Genomic DNA, 25,769 nt, shown 5'->3' with positions numbered 1-25,769 from the left:
GGATGGCTGAAACCGCGAACCCCCGCCCCGAGGACGAAGTCGTCGACATCGCGCGCGACCTGATCCGCATCGACACGACGAACACCGGCGACAACGCGACCGCGAAGGGGGAGCGCGCCGCCGCCGAGTACGTGGCCGAGAAGCTCGCCGAGGTCGGCCTCGAACCGAAGATCTACGAGTCGGCCCCCGGCCGCGCCTCCGTCGCGTGCCGCTTCCCCGGCGCCGACCCCTCCCGCGGGGCCCTGCTCCTCCACGGCCACCTCGACGTCGTCCCCGCCGAGGCGAGCGAGTGGACCGTCCACCCCTTCGGCGGCGAGATCAAGGACGGGTACCTGTTCGGCCGCGGCGCGGTCGACATGAAGGACTTCGACGCGATGCTCCTCGCGCTCGTGCGCGACTGGAAGCGCTCCGGCAAGGTCCCCCCGCGCGACCTGGTCCTGCTGTTCACCGCCGACGAGGAGGCCGGGTCCGACTACGGCGCCCGCTTCATGGTCGAGCGCCACCCCGAGGTCTTCGAGGGCGTCACCGAAGCGGTCGGCGAGGTCGGCGGCTTCTCCATGACCCTCCCGAACGACCTGCGCGTCTACGTCGTCCAGACCGCCGAGAAGGGCCTCGACTGGCTGCGCCTGCGCGCCACCGGCCGCCCCGGCCACGGCTCGATGCTCCACGACGACAACGCCGTCACCCGCCTCACCCGCGCGGTCGCCAACATCGGCCAGCACGACTTCCCCGTCGAGATGACCCCCACGGTCCGCCAGTTCCTGGAGTCGGTCTCCGAGCTCACCGGCGTCGAGTTCGACCCGTCGAACCCCGACGAGGCCGTCGCCAAGCTCGGCCCGATCGCCCGCCTCGTCGGCGCGACCCTCCGCAACACCGCGAACCCGACCCGACTCAACGCCGGGTACAAGACCAACGTCATCCCCTCCACCGCCGAGGCCGTCATCGACTGCCGGTCCCTGCCCGGCCGCAACGACGAGCTAGAAGCCACCCTCAAGGAGCTCGCGGGCGCAGGCATCGACTTCGAGTACGAGATCCGCCAGCCCGGCTACGAGACCTCCTTCGACGGCGCGCTCGTGGACGCCATGGCCGAGGCGATCCGCCTCGCCGACCCCGGCGCCCGCACCGTCCCGTACATGCTCTCCGGCGGCACCGACGCGAAGGCGTTCGCGACCCTCGGCATCCGCTGCTTCGGCTTCGCGCCCCTGAAGCTCCCCGCCGACCTCGACTTCACCGCGCTGTTCCACGGCATCGACGAGCGCGTCCCGCTCTCGGGCCTGAAGTTCGGCGTGGACGCGATGGACCGCTTCGTCTCCCGGAGCTAGCGACGCCGCCGACCGGCGCGGTGAGCACCCTCACCGCGCCGGTTCCCGCGCGCCCCTTTACAGCCGGTCCCCGTTCGTCCTAGACTTCACGGCGATGTTGATTTCCTTCCTCTAGAAGCAGCCCGGTCACCGCGTCGAGCACGGCTCCGCGACGACCGCACAGGCACGCATCACCGATCCTGAAGCGCTCCGCTTCATCCACGCGTGCCTCCGCTCCCTTCCCCTTCCACTGCTTCCTGGAGGCCCACATGCTCCGCCACGTATATCTGTCCCTAGTGGACGTCACCAAGCGCTACGGCGACAACCTCGTCCTCGACCGCGTCGGCTTCGCCGTCAAGCCCGGCGAGCGCCTCGGCGTCGTCGGCGACAACGGCTCCGGCAAGTCCACCCTGCTCAGGCTCCTCGCCAAGGTCGAGGAACCCGAGAACGGCGAACTCACCGTCACCTCCCCGGGAGGCGTCGGCTACCTGCCCCAGCAGCTGGAACTGCCCGAGCACCGCACCGCCGCCGACGCGATCGACCTCGCGCTGGCCGACCTCCGCGAGATCGAGGCCGCCATGCGCGGCACCGAGAAGGCCCTCGCCGACGGGGACGAGACCGCCGCCGACGCCTACGCCGAGCTCCTCGCGCGGTTCGAGGCCCGCGAGGGCTGGGACGCCGACCTGCGCGTCGACCTGGCCCTGGCCGCGCTCGGCCTCCCCGGACTCGACCGCGACCGCCCGCTCGGGACCCTCTCGGGCGGGGAGCGCTCGCGCCTCATGCTCGCCGCGACCCTCGCGTCCCGGCCCGCGCTGCTGCTGCTGGACGAGCCGTCCAACGATCTCGACGACGCGGCCGTGGCCTGGCTCGAAAGCGAGCTGCGCGACTGGTCGGGCACGGTCGTGGCCGTCACCCACGACCGGGCGTTCCTGGAGGCCGTGACCACCACGATGATCGAGGTCGAGGACCGGAAGACCCGCCGCTACGGCAACGGCTACGCGGGCTACCTGACCGCGAAGGCCACCGAGCGCCAGCAGGCGCAGGCCGCCTACGAGCAGTGGTCCGCCGAGGTCGCCCGCCAGGAGGGCATCGTGGAGCACAACGCGGGCCGCGCCGCCGCGATCCCGCGCAAGCTCCCGATGGCGAACATGTCCACCGGGGCCTTCCGCACCCGCAACCGCGACCACGGCGCCGGGAGCCGCATCAAGATCGCCAAGCGGCGGCTCGAACGCCTGCACGCCGCGGCGGTCCAGCCCCCGCCCGAGCCGCTCCGGTTCGAGCCGGCGCTCACGACCGCGGGCGAGGGCTCCGACGCGCCCGCCCTGCGCGTCGCGGGCGTGCGGGTCGCGGACCGCCTCGACGTCCCGGAACTGACCGTGGCCCAAGGCGAACGCGTCCTCGTCACCGGACCCAACGGCGCGGGCAAGACCACGCTCATGCGGGTCCTCGCCGGGGAGCTCGAACCCGACGCGGGCACCGCGGCGCGCACCGGCGCGGTCGGCCACCTGCGCCAGCTCGCCGGGCCCGGCTCGGCCCGCCAGTCGGTCCTGCGGGCCTTCGCCGAGGGCCGCGTCGGCACGCTCGAAGAGCACGCCGAGGCCCTGCTCGCCCTTGGCCTGTTCGCGCCCGAGCAGTTCGGCAAGCCCGTCGCGGCCCTCTCCACGGGCCAGCGCCGCCGCCTCGAACTCGCGCGGCTCGTGTCGCGCCCGGTCGACGTGCTGCTGCTGGACGAGCCGACGAACCACCTCTCGCCGGTCCTCGCCGAGGAGCTGCAAGCGGCCCTGGCGTCCTACACGGGCACGGTGGTCCTGGTCAGCCACGACCGGCGGCTGCGCGCCTCGTTCGCGGGCCGCCGCCTGGAGATGGACGCCGGGTCCCTCACCGGTGGGCCATGACGAGCTCCCGCGCGGACGAGGCGCACTGCGCGGCGTACTCGGACGGCGGGAACCCGATGAGGTCCTTGAAGTCGTGCGTGAAGTGGGCCTGGTCCGACCAGCCGAGCCGCGAGGCGAGGCGGGCCAGGTCCGCGCCCGGGTCCGCGGCGAGCCGGTCGGCCGCGTCGTGGATGCGGTACCGGCAGATGAGCGCCTTCGGGCCCAGCCCGATGTACGCCTGGAACAGGCGCTGGAGCGCCTTCTGCGTCATGAAGAACCGCGACGCCACCTGGTCCACCCTGGTGATGCCGCGGTCCTCCAGCATCGCCGTGACGATCCGCAGCAGCTCCGCGTAGCGCGCGTCCTCCCGCTCAGGCATCCGGGCCGCGAGGAACCGCGTCACGGCCTCGACCGCCGCCTCGTCCCCGCCGCCCATCACCACCGCGTTCAGCTCCTCGACCGCGGGCCCGAAGACCGTGCCCGCGCCCGCGACCCAGTCGGCGAACGCGGCCGCCTCGATCCCCGTGAACGCCGTGAACCCGCCGGGCCGGAACTTCGCCCCGAACACCCGCCCGCGGCCGGTCAGCGGATGCCGCGACACCGCCAGGCCCGGCCCGTGGACCTCCGCGCCCAGCACCGGCATGAAACTCAGGTTCACGCACGGGTGGGGGACCACCACCGACTCGTACGAGGACCCCTCGGGCAGGTCCCAGTGGACCGCCCAGAACCGCTCCACATACCGCCCGAGCGGCCCCGTCACCGGGTACCGCCGCAGGTCGATGTGCCTCGCGGCCTCCTGCGGCCGCAGAATGCCCTTGTCGCTCGCCGTCGGTCCGTGCATGCCCTGAAACCTATCCCCGGGGTCCGTCGCTTTTTTACAAGCGCGGGCGACGGCCGCGGACGAGACTGGGGGACATGAGTGAATCGACAGTCAATCCGATCCCCGAGGGCTACCACTCGGTCACGCCGTTCATCGTCGTCAAGGACGGCGCGAAGGCCGTCGAGTTCTACGAGCGGGTCTTCGGCGCGCGGGTCCTGACCCGCAACGACATGCCCGACGGGACCATCGCGCACTGCGAGATCCAGATCGGGGACTCGATCGTCCAGCTCGGCGACGTCAACCCCGCCTGGGGCATGATCGAACCGGACCCCGAGAACATCACGACCTCGCTCGTCCTCTACGTCGAGGACTGTGACGCCGTGTACGCCAAGGCCGTCGAAGCCGGGGCCACCGTCCGCGAGGAGCCCGCCGTGTTCCTCACCGGCGACCGGTACGCCTCCATCGCCGACCCGTTCGGGCGCCGCTGGTCGATCATGACCCGCGTCGAGGACGTCTCCCGCGAAGAGGGCGAACGCCGCGTGGACGAGTGGATCGCCTCCATGGGAAGCCAGGAGTAGCACCGCGAGCCGCAGGCGGACCGCCTGCGGCTCAATAACTCTCCGGGTACCCCACCGTCGGCGCCGACACGTCGTCCAGCGCCAGGCGGATCTCCGGCGGCAGGAACAGCTGCTCCGCCGCCAGCGACGCCCGAAGCTGCGTCGCGTTCCGCGCGCCCACGATCGCCGAGGCCACGCCCGGCTGGTCCCGCACCCAGGCCAGCGCCACCTCCAGGGGGCTCACCCCCAGGCCCTCGGCCGCCGTCGCGCACGCCTCCACGATCCCCGCCGACCGCTCGTCCAGGTACGCGCCCGCGAACCGCGACCACTGCGCCGAGGCCGCCCGCGAGTCCGCGGGCCGCCCGAACCGGTACTTGCCGGTGAGCACCCCCCGGCCCAGCGGCGACCACGCCAGCACCCCCAGCTCCATCGCCAGGCACGCCGGCAGCACCTCCCGCTCGACCCCGCGCTGGAGCAGCGAGTACTCCACCTGGCTCGCCACGACCGGCGTGCGCCCCGGCCACGCCGCCTGCCACGCGTACGCCCGCGCGGTCTGCCACCCCGTGTGGTTCGACAGGCCCACGTACCGGACCTTCCCGCTCGACACGGCCGCGTCCAGGACCGACATCGTCTCCTCAAGGGGCGTGTCCGGGTCGTACACGTGCAGGATCCACAAGTCGACGTAGTCGGTCCCGAGCCGCCGCAGCGACCCCTCCAGGGACCGCATGAGCCACCCCCGCGACGTGTCGCGCTTGCGCGGCGCCCCGTCGGTGCGCACGCCCGCCTTCGTCGCGATGTGCAGCTGCGAGCGGGCCGCGATCTTCCCGATGAGCTGGCCGATCGCCGCCTCCGCCATGCCCTGCCCGAACACGTCGGCGGTGTCCACGAGCGTGCCGCCGGCCTCCACGAACGTCTGGAGCTGCGCGGCGGCGTCCTCAAGGCCCGCTTCGTCGGTGGTCCACGTCATGGTCCCCAGGCCGAGGGAGGAGACCTCGATGCCGCTGCGTCCAAGTGGTCGGCGTTCCATGGGTTCACAAGGTACATCGAACGCGTTTCGCGGGAAAGGCTCAGGTGCGCTTGAGGGAACGGCCCGATCCCGCCGCGCGCTGGCCGCGCGGCCGGTTTCCGAAATAGGATCGCGGGCATGGAATCCTGGACCGCACCGCACGTACCCGCCCTGCCCGGCCACGGCCCCGCCCTGCGCCTGCACGACACCGCGAGCGCGGGCCCGCGCGAGACGGTCGCCCCTGACGCCGAGCGCGCCAGCATGTACGTGTGCGGCATCACGCCCTACGACGCGACGCACCTGGGGCACGCGGCCACGATGATCACGTTCGACCTGGTGCACCGGTACTGGCTCGACCAGGGCCTGGACGTGCACTACGCGCAGAACGTCACCGACGTCGACGAGCCGCTGTTCGAGCGCGCCGAGCGCGACGGCACCGACTGGCAGGTCCTCGGCCTGCGCGAGACCGCGCTCTACCGCGAGGACATGGAGGCCCTCAAGGTCCTCCCGCCGCGCCACTACATCGGCGCCGTCGAGTCCATCCCCTCGGTCGGCAAGGCCGTCGCCCAGCTCCTGGCGACCGGCGCGGCCTACCGCCACGACTCCGGCGACGTCTACTACGCCGTCGAGGCGGACCCGGCGTTCGGCTCGGAGTCGAACTACGACCGCGACACGATGCTCCGGTACGCGCGCGAGCGCGGCGGCGACCCCGACCGCGAGGGCAAGCGCGACCCGCTCGACCCGGTCCTGTGGAACGCCCCCAAGGACGGCGAGCCGTCGTGGGACACCGAGATCGGCCCCGGCCGCCCCGGCTGGCACATCGAGTGCGCGTGCATCGCCCTGGACTACCTCGGCGAGCAGATCGACGTGCAGGGCGGCGGGAACGACCTGGTCTACCCGCACCACGAGATGTCCGCGGCGCACGCCCAGTCGCTCACCGGCAAGCGGCCCTTCGCGAACGCGTACGTCCACACCGGCATGATCGGCCTCGACGGCGAGAAGATGTCGAAGTCCCTCGGGAACCTCGTGTTCGTCTCCAAGCTCCGCGCCGAGGGCGTCGACCCGGCCGCGGTGCGCCTGGCCCTCATGGCCCAGCACTACCGCGCCGACCGGCAGTGGAGCGCCGCCGTCCTCGCCGAGGCCGAGCTGCGCCTGGGCCGCTGGCGCGAGGCCGCCTCCCGCGAGCTGGCCGTCCCGGCCGGGGCGATGCTCACCGCCGTGCGCGAGCGGATCGCCGACGACCTCGACACCCCGGGGGCGCTCGCGGCGGTCGACGCGTGGGCCGAGCGGACACTCTCCGCAGGTGGGGACGACCCTTCCGCGGCCGACCTCGCCCGCGACACGATCGGAGGAATCCTCGGCATAGACTGCACGCGCTGATTGTGCGAAATGCCGAGTATCGGTACGCTTGATAACTGAGCGTGGCCGACTCCCCATCCTCCTGGAGTCGAATTGAAGATCCTGCTGCTTGCGTCCGCTTTCAACGGTCTCACTCAGCGAGTGTGGTGCACCCTGCGGGAGCAGGGGCACGACGTCGGCGTGGAACTCGCGCCGGCGCACACGCCCGAGTCGATGACCGCCGCGGTGGAGCGGATCGACCCGGACCTGATCCTCTGCCCGTTCCTCAAGCACCGCGTGCCCGAGGACGTGTGGAGGCGGTGGACGACGGTGATCGTCCACCCCGGCCCCGTGGGCGACCGCGGCCCCTCCTCCCTCGACCACGCCCTCCTGGGCCGCAGCCCCCGCTGGGGCGTCACGGCCCTCTCGGCGGTCGAGGAGATGGACGCGGGCCCGGTCTGGGCGTCCTTCACGTTCGACGTCCCCGCGGGCATCACCAAGTCCGCGCTCTACAACAGCCGCGTCGCCGACGCCGCCATGGACTGCGTCGCCGCCGTCGTCCGCAAGGTCGCCGCCGGGGACCGGCCCAAGGCCGCCGACGAGCACCCGCGCGCGATCCCCGGCACCGGCGAGCTCCCGCTCCTGCGCCGCCCCGCGTTCGCCCTCGACTGGCGCGCCCCCGCCGCCGACCTCGCCCGCCGCATCGCCGCCGCCGACGGCGCCCCCGGCGCGCCCGTCGAACTCAACGGCCAGACCTACTGCCTCTTCGACGCCGCCGCCACCGACGACCACACCGGCGCCGAACCAGGCACGATCGTCGCCCGCGACGCCGAGGCCATCGCGTTCGCCACCGGCCGCGGCACCCTCTGGGCCGGCTACGCCGCCACCCTCGACCGCAGGCGCGGCCCCAAGCTCCCCGCCGCGATGGTCATCGACCCCAAGGACGCCCCGTTCAGGGCCGCGCCCGCCGCCATCGCCGAGACGGCCTACCGCCGCGACGGCGACATCGGCTACCTCCAGATCCGCTCCTACAACGGCGCCATGCACACCGAGCAGTGCCGCCGCCTCACCCAGGCGGTCGAGAAGGCCCTCGCCGAGGACACCCGCATCCTCGTCCTCACCGGGACCGAGCACGCCTTCTCCAACGGCATCCACCTCGGCGTCATCGACGCCGCCCCCGACCCCGCCGCCGAGGCCTGGGCCAACATCAACGCCATCGACGACCTCTGCGCCGCGATCGCCGCCGCCGACCAGCTCACCGTCGCCGCGTTCACCGCCAGCGCGGGCGCGGGCGGCGTCATGACCGGGCTGTGCGCCGACGTCACCGTCGCCCGCGACGGCGTCGTCCTCAACCCCTACTACGACATGGGGATCTTCGGCTCCGAGCTGCACACCTGGTCGGTGGCCGACCGCGTCGGCGAGGCCGCCGCCGCGCGCCTCCTCGGCGACAAGCTCCCGATCTCGGCCACCGAGGCCCAGCGCATGGGCCTCATCGGCGCCGTCGGGCCCCGCGACTGGGACGAGTTCGGGCGCTGGCTCAGGGCGGTCGCGCTCGGCTACAACGACCCGGTGACCCGCGGGCGCATGTTCGCCGCGAAGTCGCGCCGCCGCGCCGAGTCCAAGCCGCTGTCGTACTACCGGACCATCGAGCTGGCCGAGATGGCCCGCGACATGTTCGACGACCGGCACGGCTTCCACGCGAAGCGCCGCGACTTCCTGGGCAAATCGGCCCCTGCCGAGACCCCCGCGAAACTGCGCTTCACCTGATATCCGTAGCTCGTTGACAGGCCGCGTCCCACCTGGTGGACTGAAGGCATGTTTGAAGAAGGGCAGTACTTCGCGCCGGTCAACACCGACGCGGACGGCACGGTCGTCGTGGAACTGGGTGAGACCCACCCGGGCTTCGCGGACGCCGACTACCGCGAGCGGCGCAACGCCATCGCGGGACTCGCATTGGACTGGAGCCCCGGCCGACCCATGCCGACCGTCTCCTACACCGATGCCGAACACGAGATCTGGCGGCTGGTCAGCGCGGAACTGGCCGTCAAGCACCGGGACCTGGCCGCGCGCGACTACCTCGACGGCGCCGAGCGCCTCAAGCTCCCCGCCGACCACATCCCGCAGCTCCACCAGGTCTCCGAGCTCCTGGAGCCGCTGACCGGGTTCAGCTACATGCCCGCCGCGGGGCTGGTGCCCCTGCGCGAGTTCTACGGCGTGCTCGCCGACGGGAAGTTCCATGCGACCCAGTACATCCGGCACCACTCGGTGCCGCTGTACACGCCCGAGCCCGACGTCATCCACGAGGTCATCGGCCACGCCAACGCCCTCGCCGCGCCCCGCTTCGCCGCGCTGTACCGCGCCGCCGGGGACGCCGCCCGCCGCGTCCACTCCGAGGAGGCGCTCGAATTCGTCTCCCGCGTCTTCTGGTTCACCCTGGAGTTCGGGGTCATCAGCGAGGCCGACGGCCTCAAGGCGTACGGCGCGGGCATCCTCTCCTCCTACGGGGAGATCGACGAGTTCCGCGACATGACGATCCTGCCGCTCGACCTGGTCACCATGGGCACCATCGACTACGACATCACCCACTACCAGGACAAGCTGTTCGACGCGGGGTCCATGGACCGCCTGGAGGACGTCGTCGGCGAGTTCTGGGAGACCTGCGACGACGACATGATCGAGCGGCTCAAGGCCGACGGCGGGAAGGCCTAGTACAGGCCCTTCTCGTACGTCTCGCCGTAGTACTCGGTGAGCTCCTCGACGGTCTCCGCGACGACCTGGGTCTCCTTGACGAGCTGCGCCTGCGGCGGCAGCGCGTCGGGCTCCCAGGTCTCCGGCCGCCAGATCCCGGAGCGCATCGAGGCCTTCCCGCAGTGGTAGAAGATCGTGTCGATCTCGACCACGAGCGCGAGGATCGGCTTGTGGCCCTTGACGACCATGTCCTCGAAGAAGGGCGCGTCCGAGACCACCCGGGCGCGCCCGTTGATCCGCAGCGTCTCGCGCCGCCCCGGCAGGATCGACAGCAGGCCGACGTGCGGGTTCGCGAGGACGTTCATGTACCCGTCGACGCGCCGGTTCCCCTTGCGCTCGGGGATCGCGATCGTCGCGTCGTCGAGGACGTGGACGATCCCGGGCGGGTCGCCCTTGGGGGAGGCGTCGCAGTTGCCCTCCGCGTCGGTGGTCGCCACGACCACGTACGGCGAGGCCGCCAGCCACTCGCGGTCCCTGGGGTGCAGGCGGAACCGCTCCTTCTCGGCGGCCCGGGACATCGGCGTCCCCACGATCTCCCTGAGCTTCTCCGGGTCCGTGACCTCGGTCCACAGGCGGCTGTCGGCGGCGTCCATCGGGGGTTCCTTCCTGGCGGGGCCATGACGACCTGATGCTACTCCCGAGGGCCCGTTCGTCCGGGTGTGATCTTCGCCGTGCCCGCTGCCCAACCCGTGAAACCGGGTTCCCACTTGTCGGCACCCGCAAGTACGCTTGACCGCGTGTCTGAGCAGAGCCTTTTCCTTGAGACCCTGAAGCGCCGCGTCGTCATCGCCGACGGGGGCATGGGCACGATGCTCCAGACCTTCGACCCGACGATGGAGGACTACGACGGCCACGAGGGCCTCTCCGACATCCTCAGCCTGACCAGGCCCGACATCGTCCGCGGCATCCACGACGCCTACCTGGCCGCCGGAGCCGACTGCGTCGAGACCAACAGCTTCAACGCCAACTACGGCGGCCTCGTCGAGTACGGCATCGAGGACCGCGCCCGCGAGATCGCCCGCGCCGCCGCCGCGCTCGCCCGCGAGAAGGCCGACGAGTACGCCACCCCCGAATGGCCCCGCTTCGTCCTCGGCTCCATGGGCGGCGGCACCCGCCTGCCCACCCTCGGCCACGCCCCGTTCGCGCTCCTGCGCGACCACTACGAGGAGTGCTCCCTCGGCCTCATCGAAGGCGGCGCCGACGCGCTCCTGGTCGAGACCGCCCAGGACCTCCTCCAGGCCAAGGCCGCCGTCATCGGCGCCAAGCGCGCCAACGCCCGACTCGGCAAGACCACCCCGATCATCGCCCAGGTCACCGTCGAGACCACCGGCACCATGCTCGTCGGCGGCGAGATCGGCGCGGCCCTCACCAGCCTCGCCGCCCTCGGCATCGACCTCATCGGCCTCAACTGCGCCACCGGGCCCGACGAGATGAGCGAGAGCATCCGCTACCTCTCCCGCCACTCGCCCGTCCCCATCTCCGTCATGCCCAACGCCGGCCTGCCCGTCCTCGGCCCCAACGGCGCGGTCTACCCGCTCACCCCCGACGAGCTCGCCGACGCCCACGAGGAGTTCGTCACGAACTTCGGCGTCAGCCTCGTCGGCGGCTGCTGCGGCACCACCCCCGACCACATCCGCGCCGTCCGGGCCCGCCTCGGCGGCGCCCCCGCCGACCTCGTCAAGCCCAGGGACCGCACCCCCGTCCTCGAACCCGGCGTCTCCTCCTCCTACCACCACGTCCCGTTCCGTCAGGACGCCTCGATCCTCAACGTCGGCGAGCGCACCAACGCCAACGGCTCCAAGGCCTTCCGCGACGCCATGCTCGCCGCCGACTTCGACCGCTGCGTCGAGATCGCCCGCGACCAGGCCGGCGGCGGCTCCCACCTCCTCGACCTCTGCGTCGACTACGTCGGCCGCGACGGCGCCGAGGACATGAAGGTCCTCGCCTCCCGCTTCGCCACCGCCTCCACCCTCCCGATCATGCTCGACTCCACCGAGCCGAACGTGGTCGAAGCCGGACTCGAAGCCCTCGGCGGCAAATGCGTCGTCAACTCCGTCAACTACGAGGACGGCGACGGCCCCAACTCCCGCTACCAGCGCATGATGCCCCTCGTCGCCGAGCACGGCGCGGGCGTCGTCGCCCTCTGCATCGACGAAGAGGGCCAGGCCCGCGACCGCGACTGGAAGGTCCGCGTCGCCGCCCGCCTCATCGAGGACCTCACCGGCACCTGGGGCATGCGGATCGAGGACATCTTCGTCGACGCCCTCACCTTCCCCATCTCCACCGGCCAGGAGGAGACCCGCCGCGACGGCGTCGAGACCATCGAGGCCATCCGCGAGATCGCCCGGATCTACCCCGGCGTCAACTTCACGCTCGGCATCTCCAACATCTCCTTCGGCCTCAACCCCGCCGCCCGCCAGGTCCTCAACTCCGTGTTCCTCAACGAATGCGTCGAAGCGGGCCTCACCAGCGCCATCGTCCACGCCTCCAAGATCCTGCCCATGGCCTCGATCCCCGAGGAGCAGAAGCAGGTCGCCCTCGACATGGTCTACGACCGCCGCACCGAGGACTACGACCCGCTCCAGCGGCTCATCGAGATCTTCGACGGCGTCAGCCTCGCCGGGTCCAAGGAGGCCCGCGCCGAGGCCCTCGCCGCCCTCCCGCTCGGCGAGCGCCTCGCCCAGCGCATCATCGACGGCGACAAGAACGGCATGGACACCGACCTGGACGAGGCCCTCGGCCTCGGCAAGCGGCCCCTCGACATCATCAACGACCACCTCCTCGACGGCATGAAGACCGTCGGCGACCGCTTCGGCTCCGGCCAGATGCAGCTGCCGTTCGTCCTCCAGTCCGCCGAGGCCATGAAGTTCGCCGTCGCCCACCTCGAACCCCACATGGACAAGGCCGACTCCACCGACAAGGGCACCATCGTCCTCGCCACCGTCCGCGGCGACGTCCACGACATCGGCAAGAACCTGGTCGACATCATCCTGTCCAACAACGGCTACACCGTCGTCAACCTCGGCATCAAGCAGCCCATCAACGCGATCCTCGACGCCGCCGAGGAGCACTCCGCCGACGTCATCGGCATGAGCGGCCTCCTCGTCAAGTCGACCGTGATCATGAAGGACAACCTCGCGGAGATGATGGCCCGCTCCATGCACACGCGCTGGCCGGTCCTGCTCGGCGGCGCCGCGCTCACCCGCGCGTACGTCGAGGACGACCTGCGCGAGATGTTCGAGGGCGGCCAGGTCCACTACGCCCGCGACGCCTTCGAGGGCCTCGACCTCATGAACAAGGTCATGACGGCCCGCCGCACCGGCACGCCCCTGGTCGATCCGGAGAAGGAGGCGAAGATCGCCCTGCGCCGCGAGCGCCGCGCCAAGCAGGCCACGCTGGTCGCCGAGACCCTCCCGGACCTGAACGACTCGTCGGTGCGCTCGGACGTGGACACCGACGTGGACGTCCCGGTCCCGCCGTTCTTCGGCTCGCGCGTCCTCAAGGGCATCCAGACCTCCGAGTACGCCGCGCTCTTGGACGAGCGCGCGACCTTCCTGGGCCAGTGGGGCCTCAAGCCCGGCCGCGGCACGGACGGCCCCTCGTACGAGGAGCTGGTGGAGACCGAGGGCCGCCCGCGCCTGCGGTACTGGCTCGACCGGCTCGCCACCGACAACGTCCTGGAAGCGAAGGTCGCGTACGCGTACTTCCCGGCCTACGCCGAGGGGAACACCCTCGTCGTCCTGGACGAGAACGGCCACGCCGAGCGCGCCCGGTTCACCTTCCCGCGCCAGCGCCAGGGCCGGCGCCTGTGCCTGGCGGACTTCTTCCGCGCCAAGGACGGCGAGCAGCTCGACGTCCTCGGCATGCAGCTGGTCACCCTGGGCTCCAAGGTCTCCGAGTACACGAACGAGCTGTTCCAGGCCAACGCCTACCGCGACTACCTGGAGGTCCACGGCCTCACCGTGCAGCTGACGGAGTCGCTCGCCGAGTACTGGCACCGGCGCATGCGCCGCGAGTGGACCCTGCCCGGCGGCGGCACCGTCGCCGACGCCGACCCGGCCGACCTCAAGGGCATCCTCGACGTGGACTTCCGCGGCTGCCGCTACTCCTTCGGCTACCCAGCCTGCCCGGAGCTGGCCGACCGCGCCACGCTCGTGGAGCTCCTCGGCGCCGACCGCATCGGCGTCGAACTGTCCGAAGGGGACCAGCTCCACCCGGAGCAGTCCACCGACGCGATCGTCCTCCACCACCCGCAGGCGAGCTACTTCAACGCCAAATGACCCCGGCGGGTGCCCGTCGCCTTTAGGGCGCCGGGCACCGGCCCGGGAACCGCGTTCACCCCCGGGACGCCGGGACGGCACCATAGGGGCCATGTCGCACGAACTCGTCGCCTACCTCGGCGTCATGGACGCCGGGAAGTCCACCCTCGCCCTCCAGTACCACCACTCCCTCGGCGGCGAGGGCGTCGTCTACACCTCCATGGACCGCGGCGGCGAAGGCGTCGTCTCCAGCCGCATCGGCCTCAACCACGAAGCGCGCGAAGTGAAGCCCGGGTTCGACGTCTACGACGACCTGGCCGCGCTCCGGCCCCCGTACGTCATCGTCGACGAGGTCCAGTTCCTCGAAGCGCCCAAGCAGATCAACCACCTCGCCGACGCCGTGGACGGCCTCGGCCTCGACGTCTACGCGTTCGGCCTCAAGACCGACTTCCTCGGCCGCCTCTTCCCGGCCTCGCAGCGGCTCATCGAGCTCGCCGACCGCGTCGAGGAGCTCCCGGTGCGCGTCAACTGCTGGTGCGGCGAGCGCGGCACCCACAACGCCCGCACCCGCGAGGGCGTCATGGTCTTCTCCGGGGACGTCGTGGAGGTCGGCGACATGGACTCCTACACGGTCCTGTGCCGCCGCCACCACCGCGCCGGACTCGCCTGACCGCTGTGAGCCTGCTCGCCCGGAACGGGCGAAACCTCCGGTCCGGCGCTCGCCACCGATACCGTTCAAGGCGTGACTGAGCAGCTTCCCGCCGACGCGTTCCCGCAGGCCGTCTTCTTCGACATGGACGGCACCCTCCTCGACTCCGAGCCGCTGTGGGACGTCGCCCTCGAAGAACTCGCGGTCGTCCTCGGCGGCACCCTGCGCCCCGAGGTCCGCGACCGCATGGTCGGCTCGAACGAGGACGCCTCGGTCATCTACCTCCTCGAAGACCTCGGCCTGCCCGTCGCCGACTTCCCCGGCCACGTCCAGTGGCTGCGCGAGCGCATGAAGACCCTCTTCGCCGCCGGGGTCGCCTGGAAGCCCGGCGCCCGCGAACTCCTCAGCGAAGTCCGCGCCGCCGGCGTCCCGACCGCGCTCGTCACCTCCACCGCCCGCGAACTCACCGAAGTCCTCCTCGGCACCCTCGGCGCCGCGAACTTCGACGTCATCATCTGCGGCGACGAGGTCCAAGCCCGCAAGCCCGACCCCGAGCCGTACACCACCGCCGCCGCGAAGCTCGGCGTCGACGTCACCCGCGCCATCGTCATCGAGGACTCCCGCTCCGGCTCCGAATCCGCCCTCGCCGCCGGCGCGGTCACCTTCGCCGTCCCCAGCGAAGTCCCCCTCCCCGCCGCCAACCCCGCCCACCGCCTCCCCACCCTCGAAGGCATCACCCTCACCCATCTCCGAGCCATCGCCGCCTCCTAAATCGCCTTGACGCCCTGGGCGATCGGGACGATCGTGGGCGGATGGAACCGAGCCACGAAATCGTCAGGGCCCTCGCCGACCCCGCCCGCCTCCGCGTCTTCGCCGCGATCGTCCTCGCGGGCGAGCACGGCACCGGCCTGGCGGTCCTGCGCGAAGACCACCCCGACGCCGACCGGGCCCTCCCGCGGCTCGTGCGCGCCGGGCTCGTGACCTCCGGCGGCGACGGCTTCCGCGCCGACGCCATGGCCTTCCGGGAGGCCGCGGCCGCCGCCCGCTCCACCGTCCCGGACGCCCCCGAGGGCACCGACCCCGGTGTCGCCCACCTGTACACGGCCGGGCGCCTCACCGTCATCCCGACCCGCCGGGCCACCCGCGTCGCGGTCCTGCGCGACCTCGCCGAGCGGCTCTTCGCGTTCGACCGCGTCTACACGCAGGCCGAGGTCACCGAGGCGCTCGCCGCGGTCCACGACGACCCGCTGACACTGCGCCGCGAACTCGTGGACGAACTCCTCCTCGAACGCACCCTCGGCGGACGCGAGTACCGCCGCAGGGAGGCGCCGCCGCTCGGCTGACCCCTGTGGAGCCGGGGGAGGGGTGAACTCGGGATGACGATCGCGTTGCCGCAGGGAACGGCACCCGTTCGGTCTGGTGAATGCAAAGAACGTTTGCATATGATGGCCTTCGTCCCGGTCAACCGCCCGACCACAGGAGGCCGTCCCTTGTCAGCAAGCGCCCCGCCCGGGGAGCCCCCGGAACCCCTGCGCCACACCAGCCCCTGCGGGAATGTGACCGTCACCGTCGACCCCGGGCAGGGGCTCGTCGTCGAGCTCGGCGACAAGGCCGTCAACATGTTCACGCACGAGCTGGCCGAACTCGTCACGAGGACCGCCCGCGAGGCCCAGGACGCCGCGCACGCCGCCGCCCCCGAGCCCGAGCCGTCCCTGTCGATGGCCGACTCGCTGGCCCTCCTCACCGGCCTGCGCGACAGCTTCGCCGACAGCGGCCTCCGCGCCACCCTCGAACGCCAGCGCGCCGAGTTCGCCCCCGACGACCCCGAGGACGACCCGCACGAGCGGTTCACCGGCGCCCCGAACCTGCGCCTCCCGCAGGCCGCCATGGACGTCCTCGACCACTCCATCGAGCTGCTCGCCCGCTTCCAGGCCGCGCCCCCCGGCGCCGGGGACGTCCCCATGCCCGTGGGCACCGCGCGCAGCGAGAGCAAGCTCGTCACCGTCGAGGCGACCCTCGAACACCCCATCGCGAAGGTCCTGTTCAGCAAGCGCGCCTTCGAGAACGGTCCGAGAGCGCTCTCAGCCGAGATCAACGAGACCGCCAAGGCCGCCGCCGCCGACCTCGCCGCCCGCGCCGAGGACTTCTTCCCCGACGCCGGCCTGCCCATGGGCGCCGACGCCGTCAAGACCGTCGCCGAGGAGCTCGACCGGCGCACCGGCGCCGCCCTCAAGGAACTGGAGCAGATCCAGGACCACCACGCCCGCCTGACCAAGCTCATCCGCGACGGAGGCCACCTTGCCTAAGATCGACCCCGACACCCTCGACGGCCTCGGCGAGCGCATCAAGGAGAACGTCGGCTCCGTCCTCAACGACGCCAACCAGCACCTGCCCGAGCTGCGCAAACTCGACCAGCCGCTGTACTCCGCCGTCGACCCGTCCCTCGCCGTCACCTACACCCTCGGCACCGGCTACATGAACGCCATGCTCCAAGGCGCCCTCGAATGCTTCCAGGCGCTCAACGACGACCTCGCCGCCACCGCCCAGTCCTGGCGCGACGCCGACGGCGCCGCCGAGCAGAGCTTCAAGTGAACGCCCGCCCCTAGCCGAAAGCAGCACACCTCATGGGCTACAACGCACCCGACCCCGAGCAGTTCTCCAAGATGGAGCAGGCGTTCTCCTACATGTCGCCCCTGGCGGCCGCCCAGATCGCCCTCCCCGCGCACCTCTTCTCCGGCCCCGTCACCTTCATCGCGCGCGCGATCTACCTCAAGCAGGCCAACCCCGGCCAGATCATGCAGGGCGCCGCCCACTGGCTCAAATGCGCCGAGAAGTACCTCGCCGCCGCCGAGGCGCTGCGCACCGAGGCGAAGTCCCTCAGCGAGGACGAGTGGTCCGGCGACGACCGCAAGGCCTTCGAGGAGAAGGCCGAGAAGGCCGCCCAGCAGCTGGAGACCATCGCCGCGTTCGCCATGCAGGTCGGCATCTCCCTGTTCGCCATCGCCACCATGCTCTCGGTGATGATCCCCCTGATGCTCGCCGTCGCCACCGCGCAGATGGCCTTCGCGGTCTTCTACCTCGCCACGAAGGCCATCCCGCCGCCCGTGGGCCCCGTCGTCTCCGAGAACTGCCGCGTCATCGCCATGACCACCGGCGCGACCTGCCTCACCGTCATCAACACCATCGAAGCGGCCCTCAAGGTCGCCGCGCAGGGCCTCGCCGCCGCCATCGGCGGCAACATGACGATCTCTTGGGCCTACATGGCCTCCCGCGGCAACCTCGTCAACCCCGGCGACACCATCGGCTCCACCGGGTTCAGCCTCCTCCAGGGCCTCGCCCAGATGACCGTCGGCAACCTCATGGCCCCCGGCCGCACCGGCACCGGCACCGTCGGCAAGATCTCCCCGAAACTCGACGGCATCATGGCCAAGGGCAACCCGTACCTCCTCGGCTTCACCGGCGTCCAGGGCACCTACAACACCGGCATGAACATCCAAGGCGACGTGAACCCCGACGCCGAGAACAAGATGACCGGCGCCGGCGTCGACCTCCTCGGCCAGGACTGGATCCCCAACACCTTCGAGGACGCCGCCCGCGGCAACGAGTCCGACCTCAACTGGAACAACGAGCAGCCCGGCGACGACGCCCCCGGCAAGGGCCCCGGCGGCGTGTTCGTCAACAAGGCCGTCGTCCACGACGGCGAGACCGCCACCACCGGCACCGGCGGCGGGAACGACGAAGGCGGCTACCGCCCGCCCGAATGGGACGGCGAAGCCGTCAGCCGCTAGACGGCCGTCCGCTGAACGGCAGCGGCCGTGGGGCCCGAAGCCCCGCGGCCGCAACCGAAACCACGCCTACTGCCGCGACGACAGCACCTCCCGGTGCTCGTCGCCCCAGTCCTCCAAAGGCTTCAACGCCACGCTCAGCGACTCGCCCAGCGGCGTCAGCGAGTACTCCACCCGCGGCGGCACCTCCGCGTACAGCTCCCGGTGCACCACCCCGCTGGCCTCAAGCTGCCGCAGGTTCTCCGCGAGGACCTTCTCGCTCACCCCGTCGAGCTTGCGCCGGATCTGCCCGAACCGCACCGGCCCCTCGGCGAGCACCCACATGAGGTGCATCTTCCACTTGCCGCCCACCACGTCGATCGCGAGCGACATCCCGCAGGTTTGATCTACGTCACCCATCGTCTCCACCGCACGCCTCCCGACCGTATTCCGAACCTCGACGTAAGCAACCCCACCTGGAAGTGCGGTCTTGCCGAGCCTACCCGGCCCGACCGACCATGGAACCCGGCAACACACACAGGGAACCACCACTTACCAAGGGGCACAACATGTCTGCCATCAAGTCCGTCACCGTCCTCGGCCTCGGCCCGATGGGCCGCGCCACCGTCCGCCTCCTCCTCGCCGCAGGCGTCCACGTCACCGTCTGGAACCGCACCCCCGGCAAGGCCGAAGCCCTCGCCGAACTCGGCGCCGTCCCCGCCGCCACCGCCGCCGAAGCCGTCGCCGCCAACGACACGATCCTGCTCTCCCTCATCCACTACGACGCCATGTACGGCGTCCTCGACCAAGCCGACCTCACCGGCAAGACCGTCGTCAACCTCTCCTCCGACTCCCCGGCCAACACCGCCAAAGGCGCCGGATGGGTCCTCGACCGCGGCGCCCGCTTCCTCACCGGCGCCTACATGACCCAGAGCGACGACATCGCCCACCCCGCCTCCCAGCTCTACGTCAGCGGTCCCGCCGACCTCCACGCCGAGCTCAAGCCCCTCCTCGACCACCTCTGCAAGCACACCCACCTCGGCGAGGACTACGGCCTCGCCCAGCTCTACTACCAGGCCGGACTCGCCATGTTCCACGCCTACCTCATCTCCCTCCAGCAGGCCTTCGCCATGATCGAGCGCTCCGGCGGCGACATCGACACCTTCCTCGAACTCTCCAAGGACGACGCCGGCAGCCAGCGCGACTTCTCCCTCTACTTCGCCCAGGCCGCCAAGCAGGGCGGCTGGGGCGACGTCGCCAGCCTCAAGATGATGCACGCCGGCGCCCAGCACGTCATCGACGCCAGCGAAGACGCCGGAGTCGACGCCGCCCTCACCCGCACCATCCAGGACTACTACCAGCGCGCCCTCGACGCCACCGAGCAGACCGGCGCCGTCGTCCCCGTCTACCGCCTCTTCCGCGGCGACCACTAGAAAGGACCCCCATGCCCACCGGCAACATCACCGTCCTCGGCCTCGGCGCCATGGGCTCCGCCGTCGCCGCCAGGCTCCGCGCCACCGGCTACGCCACCACCGTCTGGAACCGCACCGCCGCCAAGACCCAGCCCCACACCGCGGCCGGATCGAACGCCGCCGCCACCGTCCCCGACGCCGTCGACGCGGGCGACATCGTCATCGTCGTCCTCCTCGACCACCGCAGCGTCCGCGAACACCTCGAACCCGCCGCCGACCGCCTCCGCGGCAAAGTCGTCGTCAACCTGACCACGACCACCCCGGGCGAAGCCCGCGCCACCGCCGCATGGGCCGCCGACCACGGCATCGCCTACCTCGACGGCGCCGTCATGGCCGTCCCGTCCATGATCGGCACCCCCGAGGCCCGCCTCCTCTACTCCGGCGACGAGAACGCCTACGCCATCGCCGAACCCGCGCTGGCGGCCCTGGGCGGCGCCGAGTACTCCGGCGCCGACGCAGGGCTGGCCTCGCTCAAGGACACGGCGCTGCTCGCCGCCATGGACCTGATGCTCCTGGGCCAGCTCCAGGCCGTCGCCATGATGCGCACCGTCGGCGTCCCCGCGGCCGAGACCGCGGGGGAGGCGGAGGCCTGGCTCGCCGCGATGCTCCCGCACGGCAAGGAGATCGCCGCGATCATCGACGGCGGCGCCTACGACACCGGCGGCCAGAGCGTCGACTTCGACCGCCGCGGCCTCGCCTCGATCGTCACCGCCAGCCGCGAGCAGGGCGTCAGCGCCCAGCTCCTCGAACCGCACCTGCGGCTCCTCGACGAGCTGTCCGCGACCGGCCGCGGCGCGAGCGACTGGCCCCGCATCATCGACCGACTCACGATCCCGAAGCAGGAGAGCAGATGACGAACCAGACCGTCGCCGTCCTCGGACTCGGGGCCATGGGCTCCGCCGTCGCCGCCCGACTCCGCGACACCGGCCACGCCACCGTCGTGTGGAACCGCACCGCCGCCAGGACCGCGCCGCACGCCCAAGCGGGCTCGACCGCCGCGGCCACCGCCGCCGAGGCCGTCACGGCCGCCGACACCGTCCTCGTGGTCCTGTTCGACCACGCCAGCGTCCGCGAGCACCTCGACCCGCTCGCGTCGGAACTCAAGGGCCGCACCGTCGTCAACCTGACCACGACCACCCCCGAACAGGCCCGCTCCACCGCCGCGTGGGCCGCCGAGCACGGCCTCACCTACCTCGACGGCGCCATCATGGCCACCCCCGACATGATCGGGACGCCCGTCTCGCGGCTCCTCTACTCCGGGAACCGCGACGCCTACGACCGCGCCCGCGCAGTCCTGGAGACCCTCGGCGCCGCCGACTACGAAGGAGAGGACGCAGGGCTCGCCTCGCTCAAGGACATGGCGCTGCTCACCGCCATGTACCAGCTCTTCTCGGGATTCCTCCAGGCCGCCGCCATGATGCGCACCGTCGGCGTCCCCGCGGCCGACACCGCGGGGGAGGTCCGCGGCTGGCTCGGGGCGCTCCTGCCGCACCTGGACCACTTCGGCGCCGAGATCGACCGCGGCGGCTTCGACCCCGCGCGCGGCCAGGACGTCGAGTTCACCAGGGCCGCCATCGGATCGCTCATCGCCGCCGCCCGCGGCCAGGGGATCAGCGCCGGGCTCCTGGAGCCGCTCATGCGCCACCTCGACGAGCTCGCCGCGACCGGCCGCGGCGGGGCCGACTGGATCAGCGTGATCGACCAGCTGCCCATCGAGTGACCGCCCGGGGCGGGCGGGGGACTACCCGCCCGCCCCCAGCAGCTGCAACTTCTCGTACCCGTCGGTCCCGGGCGCGGCCGTCAGCGTCACGAGCATCTGCCCGGAGCCGTCCGCGACCCGGAACTGGTCCTTGTACAACTGGATCAGGCCCACCATCGGGTGGTCGAACCGCACCCACCCGATGTTGCAGTCCTTCACCTCGGCCCGCGCCCACATCTCCGCGAAGTCCCGGTGCGCCACCGACAGCTCGCCGATCAGCGCCGTCAGCTCCGCGTCCTCGGGAAACAGCGCCGCCATCTTCCGCAGCTGCGCCACGGTCTCGTACGAGCACACGTCCTGCCAGTCGGGGAAGAACTCCCGCGAGTCGTCGTCGAACAGCAGTCGCACGAAGTTCGGGCCCGCCTCCAGATCCCACCCGAACCCGCCGTACAGCAGCCGGGCCAGGCGGTTCGAGGCGAGCACGTCCTGCCGGTGGTTCAAGATGAGCGCCGGGAACCCGTCGATCGCCGCGAGCATCGTCTCCAGCGAGGGCCGCACGCCCGGACGCTCGCGCATCGGGTTGCGCCGCGAGTTCCCCGCGAGCCGGTGCAGGTGGGCCCGGGTCGTCTCGTCCAGGCGCAGCGCCCGCGCGACCGCGTCGAGCACCTGATCCGACGGGCGCTTGGCCCGGCCCTGCTCCAGACGCGTGTAGTAGTCCACGCTCACCCCGGCCAGCAGCGCCAGCTCCTCGCGCCGCAGCCCCGGCACCCGGCGCCGCGCGTCGTTCGGCAGCCCGACCTCGTCGGGATTCACCCTGGCGCGCCGCGCCTGGAGGAACTTCCCCAGGTCGACGACGTCCTCCAGCTTGTGGATCCCGGTCGCATCAGATGACATCACTCAAACCTCCGCGGCAAGTATCTCCGCGGCGACTCGCCGATGCCTAGGTCTGTCAGTCCTAGGGTCGAACGACCCCAGGTCGAACAGACGTCTGGCAGCCTCCCGCGATCCGCCGCAGCATGGTCCGCATGCAGATCCACATCGTCTACGCCCACCCGCACGCCGCCTCCCTGAACGCCTCGCTCCGGGACGAATCGGTCACCACCTTGGAGGGCCTCGGCCACACCGTCACCGTCTCCGACCTGTACGCCATGAAGTGGAAGGCCGTCGCCGACTTCGACGACTTCGGCCCCACCGAGAACGAGCACTTCATGGCCGCCGCCGGAGAAGCCTGGGACAAGGGCGCGCTGGCCGCCGACATCCGCGCCGAGCAGGAGAAGCTCCTCGCCGCCGACCTGGTGATCCTCCAGTTCCCGCTCTGGTGGTACACGGTCCCGGCGATCCTCAAGGGCTGGATCGACCGCGTCTTCACGAACGGCTTCGGCTACGGCACCTCCCGCGACTGGCCCCGCTTCGGCGACGGCGTCCTCGCCGGGAAGCGCGCCATGGTCGTCGTGACCACCGGCGCCGCCGAGTCCCACCTGTCCGACCGCGGCGTCAACGGCTCCATCGACGACCTGCTGTTCCCGCTCCAGCACGGCGTCCTCTTCTACACCGGCATGCAGGTCCTGCCCCCGGTCGTCATCCCCGGCGCCGTCCACCGCTTCGGCGACGCCGAGTACGCCGAGGCCGCGAAGCACCTGCGCACCCGCCTGGAGACCCTCGCCGAGACCGAGCCGGTCGCCTACCGCAAGCAGGCCGACGACTACGACGACGCCAAGCGTCTCAAGCCGGGCCTCGAACCCGCGGGCGCCACCGGGTTCGCCCTGCACATCGCCTGAGCACGCGAAAAGGGCCGGAGCGGCGGCTGCCGCTCCGGCCCGGCCGTTCAGAAGACGACCGTCCAGCCGATGAGGACGGGGTCTACTCGAACGGGAACTTGTCCGCGAACGCGGGCTTCAGGTCGTCCACCCACACGGCGTTCTCGTCGAACTTCGCGTAGAACGGGATGCCCACGATCTTCGGGTCCCTGGCCTGGAGCATCCGCAGCGCGAACACCTTCTCCTCGCCGATCTCCACGACGCCGTCCACCGCCACCTTGCCCGGCGTGGCCGACATCGACGGGCCCCTGACGGTCCGGCACAGGCCCGAGACCTGGCTGAACGCGTCCCGGAAGATCTCCCAGGCCCGCGCCAGCGGCACCGAGAAGTAGTCCTGCGGGCCCGTGTCGCGCTCCACGAACATGTAGTACGGGATCATCCCCAGTTTGTGCTGGGTCCTCCACATCCCCGCCCACTGGTCCGCGTCGTCGTTGATCGTCCTGATCAGCGGCGCCTGCGTGCGGATCACCGCACCCGTGGACCGGATGCGCCGCACCGCCTCCCGCACGATGTCGGAGTCGAGCTCCTTCAAGTGCGAGAAGTGCGCCATGAACGCGAGGTTCCGCCCCGACTCCACGACCTGCTCGAACAGCCGCAGCGTGTCGTCCGCGTCGGGGTCCGTCACGAACCGCTGCGGCCAGTACGCGAGCGCCTTCGACCCGATGCGGATCGATTCGACGTGGTCCATGCCCAGCAGCGGCTCGATGTACCGCCGCAGCACGGGCTCGCCCATGATCATCGGGTCCCCGCCGGTCAGCAGCACGCTGCTCACCTCCGGGTGCTCCCGCACATAGCCGGTCAGCTGCTCCACGTCGTTGTTCGCCATCTTCAGGTCGGCGATCCCCACGAACTGCGCCCACCTGAAGCAGTAGGTGCAGTACGCGTGGCAGGTCTGGCCCTGCTGCGGAAAGAACAGCACCGTCTCGCGGTACTTGTGCTGGAGCCCCGGGATCGGCTCCTCGCCGGCCTTCGGGATGTTCAGCTGGAGCTGCCCCGCCGGATGCGGGTTCAGCTTGAACCGCACCTCGTTGGCCGCGGCTGTCACCTCCTGCTTGGAGGCGTCGGCCTTCAGCAGCCCCGCGATGTGGTCGACGTCCTCCGCCGGGAGCATGTCCTCCTGCGGGAACACCAGCCGGAACATCGGGTCGTCGAACGGACGGTCCCAGTCGATGAGCTCATCGACCACGTACGCGTTCGTCCGGAACGGCAGGACCGAGGCGACGGCCCTGGTGCGAAGCCGCTGCTCCTCCGACAGCGGCGCTCGTTGGAGCAGATCGTCGAGATGACGGATCGTGTAGGCGGTGAACCGCCTACCTGCGTTTTCAGGAGCAGTCACGAGAACTCCCTCCTCTTGATGTTGTGTCGGTCTGCAACGCGGCTCGGCAGGGCCTGGTTACAAACAAGTGCGCGAAACCAACGCTCACCCGGCCTCCCCGGACTCCGTCCGTGTCGGCTCCGTGGCTTTTCGACCACAGATGGTGCACCCGATGCTTTCGCGCACACTGTGCGTGAAATATGAAATTTTCAGTTGATTGTGACGACCCTAACCCAGGGTCGCCTCAAGCGAAATAGGCACCGCCTTCAGCGCCTGGCTGACCGGGCAGCCGTCCTTGGTGGCCGCCGCGATCTCATCGAACTCGCCTTTCTCGATCCCGGGCACCACGGCCCGGACGGTCAGCGCGATGCCCGTGATCCCGGTGCCGGGCTTGAAGTCGACGCCGGCTTCGGTGACGATCTCCTCCGCCGTGTAGCCGGCCTTGCCCAGGCCCGCCGAGAGCGCCATGGAGTAGCAGGAGGCGTGGGCCGCGGCGATGAGCTCCTCGGGGCTGGTCTTGCCCTCCGGGTCGTTCGCGCGCGACGCCCACGTCACCGGAGTGTCCGGCAGGCCGGACGACACGAAGCTGGTGACACCGCCGCCGTCCTGGAGACCGCCGGTCCATCGGGTGCGTGCGTTGCGAGTGACTGACATGCCTTCTCCTCTGATCGGAGTTCCTTCGCTCGCAGGCTAACAGTCGAACTTGACGTCTGAAGACGGTCCGCGACGGCGGTCGCCCCATGCCGACCGGCCGTCGTCTTCGCGGAAGTTCCCTCCGTCTTCGCTGGTCAAGCGTAACGTTGAACGGCAGATGACCCCCCTGGTTTCGGCCCCTTCGAGGGTGTGTATATTTGTCTTTGCCCGCGGGGGAACGGAACGGCCGGAAAGCCGGTCCGGAGATCTAGGAGGCACGCGACAGGCTCTGAGAGCCAGGCGCGGTCCAGATCGCAGCGCGGGGATCACCTGAGGCTTCATAGAGGCTCAATCGCATGTGACCAGGGTCAATCACCCCCGGTTAGACATCGCAGATCGAGACTAGTAATGTTGTTCGGGTTGCTCCGGCGGAGGACGAATCCCAAATCGGATGAGGTCTTTGTTGTGGCGTGTTGTTTGAGAACTCAACAGGGTGTTTGGATGGTCAGCGTGTGGG

General features: G+C 71.0%; 24 protein-coding genes. 17 read left to right on the top strand and 7 right to left on the bottom strand.

Going from position 1 to position 25,769, the window contains the following annotated elements; translation table 11 throughout:
* Positions 1-2: 2 nt before the first annotated feature.
* Positions 3-1,322 carry a M20/M25/M40 family metallo-hydrolase gene (locus ACFFXY_RS15320; RefSeq protein WP_382352102.1) on the top strand — a complete coding sequence of 440 codons (1,320 nt, stop codon included), beginning with the start codon at positions 3-5 and terminating at the stop codon, positions 1,320-1,322.
* A gap of 248 nt (positions 1,323-1,570) precedes the next feature.
* Positions 1,571-3,196 (top strand): ribosomal protection-like ABC-F family protein, encoded by a 1,626-nt coding sequence (gene abc-f / locus ACFFXY_RS15315; protein ID WP_382352099.1) that lies wholly within the window; start codon positions 1,571-1,573, stop codon positions 3,194-3,196.
* On the opposite strand, the gene ACFFXY_RS15310 is transcribed toward abc-f, so the two are convergent.
* Positions 3,180-4,016, bottom strand: coding sequence for an AraC family transcriptional regulator (locus ACFFXY_RS15310; RefSeq protein WP_382352096.1), 837 nt, complete (start codon positions 4,014-4,016; stop codon positions 3,180-3,182). The two genes, abc-f and ACFFXY_RS15310, sit on opposite strands and share 17 nt — an antisense overlap.
* A gap of 74 nt (positions 4,017-4,090) precedes the next feature.
* On the opposite strand from ACFFXY_RS15310, the gene ACFFXY_RS15305 reads away from it, so the two are divergent.
* A complete protein-coding gene (locus ACFFXY_RS15305) occupies positions 4,091-4,573 on the top strand; it encodes a VOC family protein (RefSeq protein WP_382352093.1) in 483 nt (160 codons plus the stop codon).
* 31 nt (positions 4,574-4,604) lie between these two features.
* On the opposite strand, the gene ACFFXY_RS15300 is transcribed toward ACFFXY_RS15305, so the two are convergent.
* Positions 4,605-5,579, bottom strand: coding sequence for an aldo/keto reductase (locus ACFFXY_RS15300; protein ID WP_382352090.1), 975 nt, complete (start codon positions 5,577-5,579; stop codon positions 4,605-4,607).
* A gap of 117 nt (positions 5,580-5,696) precedes the next feature.
* On the opposite strand from ACFFXY_RS15300, the gene mshC reads away from it, so the two are divergent.
* The 3 genes from mshC (at position 5,697) to ACFFXY_RS15285 (ending at position 9,605) form a co-directional block, all read left to right on the top strand.
* Positions 5,697-6,938, top strand: a complete 1,242-nt coding sequence (gene mshC, locus ACFFXY_RS15295; protein ID WP_382352087.1) for a cysteine--1-D-myo-inosityl 2-amino-2-deoxy-alpha-D-glucopyranoside ligase — start codon at positions 5,697-5,699, stop codon at positions 6,936-6,938.
* Between the two features lie 159 nt (positions 6,939-7,097).
* Positions 7,098-8,663 (top strand): enoyl-CoA hydratase-related protein, encoded by a 1,566-nt coding sequence (locus tag ACFFXY_RS15290; protein WP_382352084.1) that lies wholly within the window; start codon positions 7,098-7,100, stop codon positions 8,661-8,663.
* 48 nt (positions 8,664-8,711) lie between these two features.
* Entirely contained in the window at positions 8,712-9,605 is an 894-nt protein-coding gene (locus ACFFXY_RS15285) for a phenylalanine 4-monooxygenase (protein ID WP_382352081.1), read from the top strand.
* On the opposite strand, the gene ACFFXY_RS15280 is transcribed toward ACFFXY_RS15285, so the two are convergent.
* The gene (locus tag ACFFXY_RS15280) at positions 9,602-10,237 is read right to left on the bottom strand and encodes a pyridoxamine 5'-phosphate oxidase family protein (RefSeq protein WP_382352079.1); all 636 of its coding nucleotides are present in this window, start codon (positions 10,235-10,237) and stop codon (positions 9,602-9,604) included. The two genes, ACFFXY_RS15285 and ACFFXY_RS15280, sit on opposite strands and share 4 nt — an antisense overlap.
* A 144-nt stretch (positions 10,238-10,381) precedes the next feature.
* Here ACFFXY_RS15280 and metH point away from each other — a divergent pair, with 144 nt between their 5' ends.
* The 7 genes from metH (at position 10,382) to ACFFXY_RS15245 (ending at position 18,340) form a co-directional block, all read left to right on the top strand.
* Positions 10,382-13,924 carry a methionine synthase gene (gene metH, locus ACFFXY_RS15275; RefSeq protein ID WP_382352076.1) on the top strand — a complete coding sequence of 1,181 codons (3,543 nt, stop codon included), beginning with the start codon at positions 10,382-10,384 and terminating at the stop codon, positions 13,922-13,924.
* Between the two features lie 91 nt (positions 13,925-14,015).
* Positions 14,016-14,573, top strand: a complete 558-nt coding sequence (locus tag ACFFXY_RS15270; protein WP_382352073.1) for a thymidine kinase — start codon at positions 14,016-14,018, stop codon at positions 14,571-14,573.
* Positions 14,574-14,645: 72 nt separating this feature from the next.
* Positions 14,646-15,323, top strand: coding sequence for an HAD family hydrolase (locus ACFFXY_RS15265; protein ID WP_382352070.1), 678 nt, complete (start codon positions 14,646-14,648; stop codon positions 15,321-15,323).
* A 41-nt stretch (positions 15,324-15,364) separates the two neighbouring features.
* A complete protein-coding gene (locus ACFFXY_RS15260) occupies positions 15,365-15,895 on the top strand; it encodes a DUF2087 domain-containing protein (protein WP_382352067.1) in 531 nt (176 codons plus the stop codon).
* 147 nt (positions 15,896-16,042) lie between these two features.
* On the top strand, positions 16,043-16,858 hold the full coding sequence (locus tag ACFFXY_RS15255; RefSeq protein ID WP_382352064.1) for a hypothetical protein: 816 nt from the start codon (positions 16,043-16,045) through the stop codon (positions 16,856-16,858).
* Complete coding sequence (locus ACFFXY_RS15250) at positions 16,851-17,144, top strand: hypothetical protein (RefSeq protein ID WP_382352061.1); 294 nt, start codon at positions 16,851-16,853, stop codon at positions 17,142-17,144. The genes ACFFXY_RS15255 and ACFFXY_RS15250 overlap by 8 nt, the downstream gene beginning before the upstream one ends.
* A 32-nt stretch (positions 17,145-17,176) precedes the next feature.
* Positions 17,177-18,340: a hypothetical protein gene (locus tag ACFFXY_RS15245; protein WP_382352058.1), complete on the top strand. Its 1,164-nt coding sequence runs from the start codon at positions 17,177-17,179 to the stop codon at positions 18,338-18,340.
* 66 nt (positions 18,341-18,406) lie between these two features.
* Here ACFFXY_RS15245 and ACFFXY_RS15240 read toward each other — a convergent pair whose 3' ends face one another.
* Positions 18,407-18,745 carry a winged helix-turn-helix transcriptional regulator gene (locus ACFFXY_RS15240; protein ID WP_382352055.1) on the bottom strand — a complete coding sequence of 113 codons (339 nt, stop codon included), beginning with the start codon at positions 18,743-18,745 and terminating at the stop codon, positions 18,407-18,409.
* Between the two features lie 140 nt (positions 18,746-18,885).
* Between ACFFXY_RS15240 and ACFFXY_RS15235 the strand changes: the two genes are divergently transcribed.
* Genes ACFFXY_RS15235 through ACFFXY_RS15225 form a run of 3 tightly spaced genes read left to right on the top strand, consistent with a single transcriptional unit; the run spans position 18,886 to position 21,508 of the window.
* Positions 18,886-19,749 (top strand): NAD(P)-dependent oxidoreductase, encoded by an 864-nt coding sequence (locus tag ACFFXY_RS15235; RefSeq protein WP_382352052.1) that lies wholly within the window; start codon positions 18,886-18,888, stop codon positions 19,747-19,749.
* An 11-nt stretch (positions 19,750-19,760) separates the two neighbouring features.
* Positions 19,761-20,642, top strand: coding sequence for an NAD(P)-dependent oxidoreductase (locus ACFFXY_RS15230; protein ID WP_382352049.1), 882 nt, complete (start codon positions 19,761-19,763; stop codon positions 20,640-20,642).
* Positions 20,639-21,508 (top strand): NAD(P)-dependent oxidoreductase, encoded by an 870-nt coding sequence (locus ACFFXY_RS15225; RefSeq protein ID WP_382352046.1) that lies wholly within the window; start codon positions 20,639-20,641, stop codon positions 21,506-21,508. Before ACFFXY_RS15230 ends, ACFFXY_RS15225 begins: the two co-directional genes overlap by 4 nt.
* Before the next feature lie 21 nt (positions 21,509-21,529).
* On the opposite strand, the gene ACFFXY_RS15220 is transcribed toward ACFFXY_RS15225, so the two are convergent.
* Positions 21,530-22,381, bottom strand: coding sequence for a helix-turn-helix transcriptional regulator (locus ACFFXY_RS15220; RefSeq protein ID WP_382352043.1), 852 nt, complete (start codon positions 22,379-22,381; stop codon positions 21,530-21,532).
* A gap of 131 nt (positions 22,382-22,512) precedes the next feature.
* Between ACFFXY_RS15220 and ACFFXY_RS15215 the strand changes: the two genes are divergently transcribed.
* The gene (locus ACFFXY_RS15215) at positions 22,513-23,265 is read left to right on the top strand and encodes an NAD(P)H-dependent oxidoreductase (RefSeq protein ID WP_382352040.1); all 753 of its coding nucleotides are present in this window, start codon (positions 22,513-22,515) and stop codon (positions 23,263-23,265) included.
* A gap of 82 nt (positions 23,266-23,347) precedes the next feature.
* On the opposite strand, the gene ACFFXY_RS15210 is transcribed toward ACFFXY_RS15215, so the two are convergent.
* Positions 23,348-24,640 carry a KamA family radical SAM protein gene (locus ACFFXY_RS15210; protein WP_382352037.1) on the bottom strand — a complete coding sequence of 431 codons (1,293 nt, stop codon included), beginning with the start codon at positions 24,638-24,640 and terminating at the stop codon, positions 23,348-23,350.
* Between the two features lie 207 nt (positions 24,641-24,847).
* On the bottom strand, positions 24,848-25,273 hold the full coding sequence (locus ACFFXY_RS15205) for an OsmC family peroxiredoxin (RefSeq protein WP_106366910.1): 426 nt from the start codon (positions 25,271-25,273) through the stop codon (positions 24,848-24,850).
* Positions 25,274-25,769 lie beyond the last annotated feature (496 nt).

It is taken from the genome of Glycomyces mayteni (assembly GCF_042428885.1).
Lineage (GTDB): Bacteria > Actinomycetota > Actinomycetes > Mycobacteriales > Micromonosporaceae > Glycomyces > Glycomyces mayteni.
This window is presented reverse-complemented; position numbering and strand designations above follow the sequence as displayed.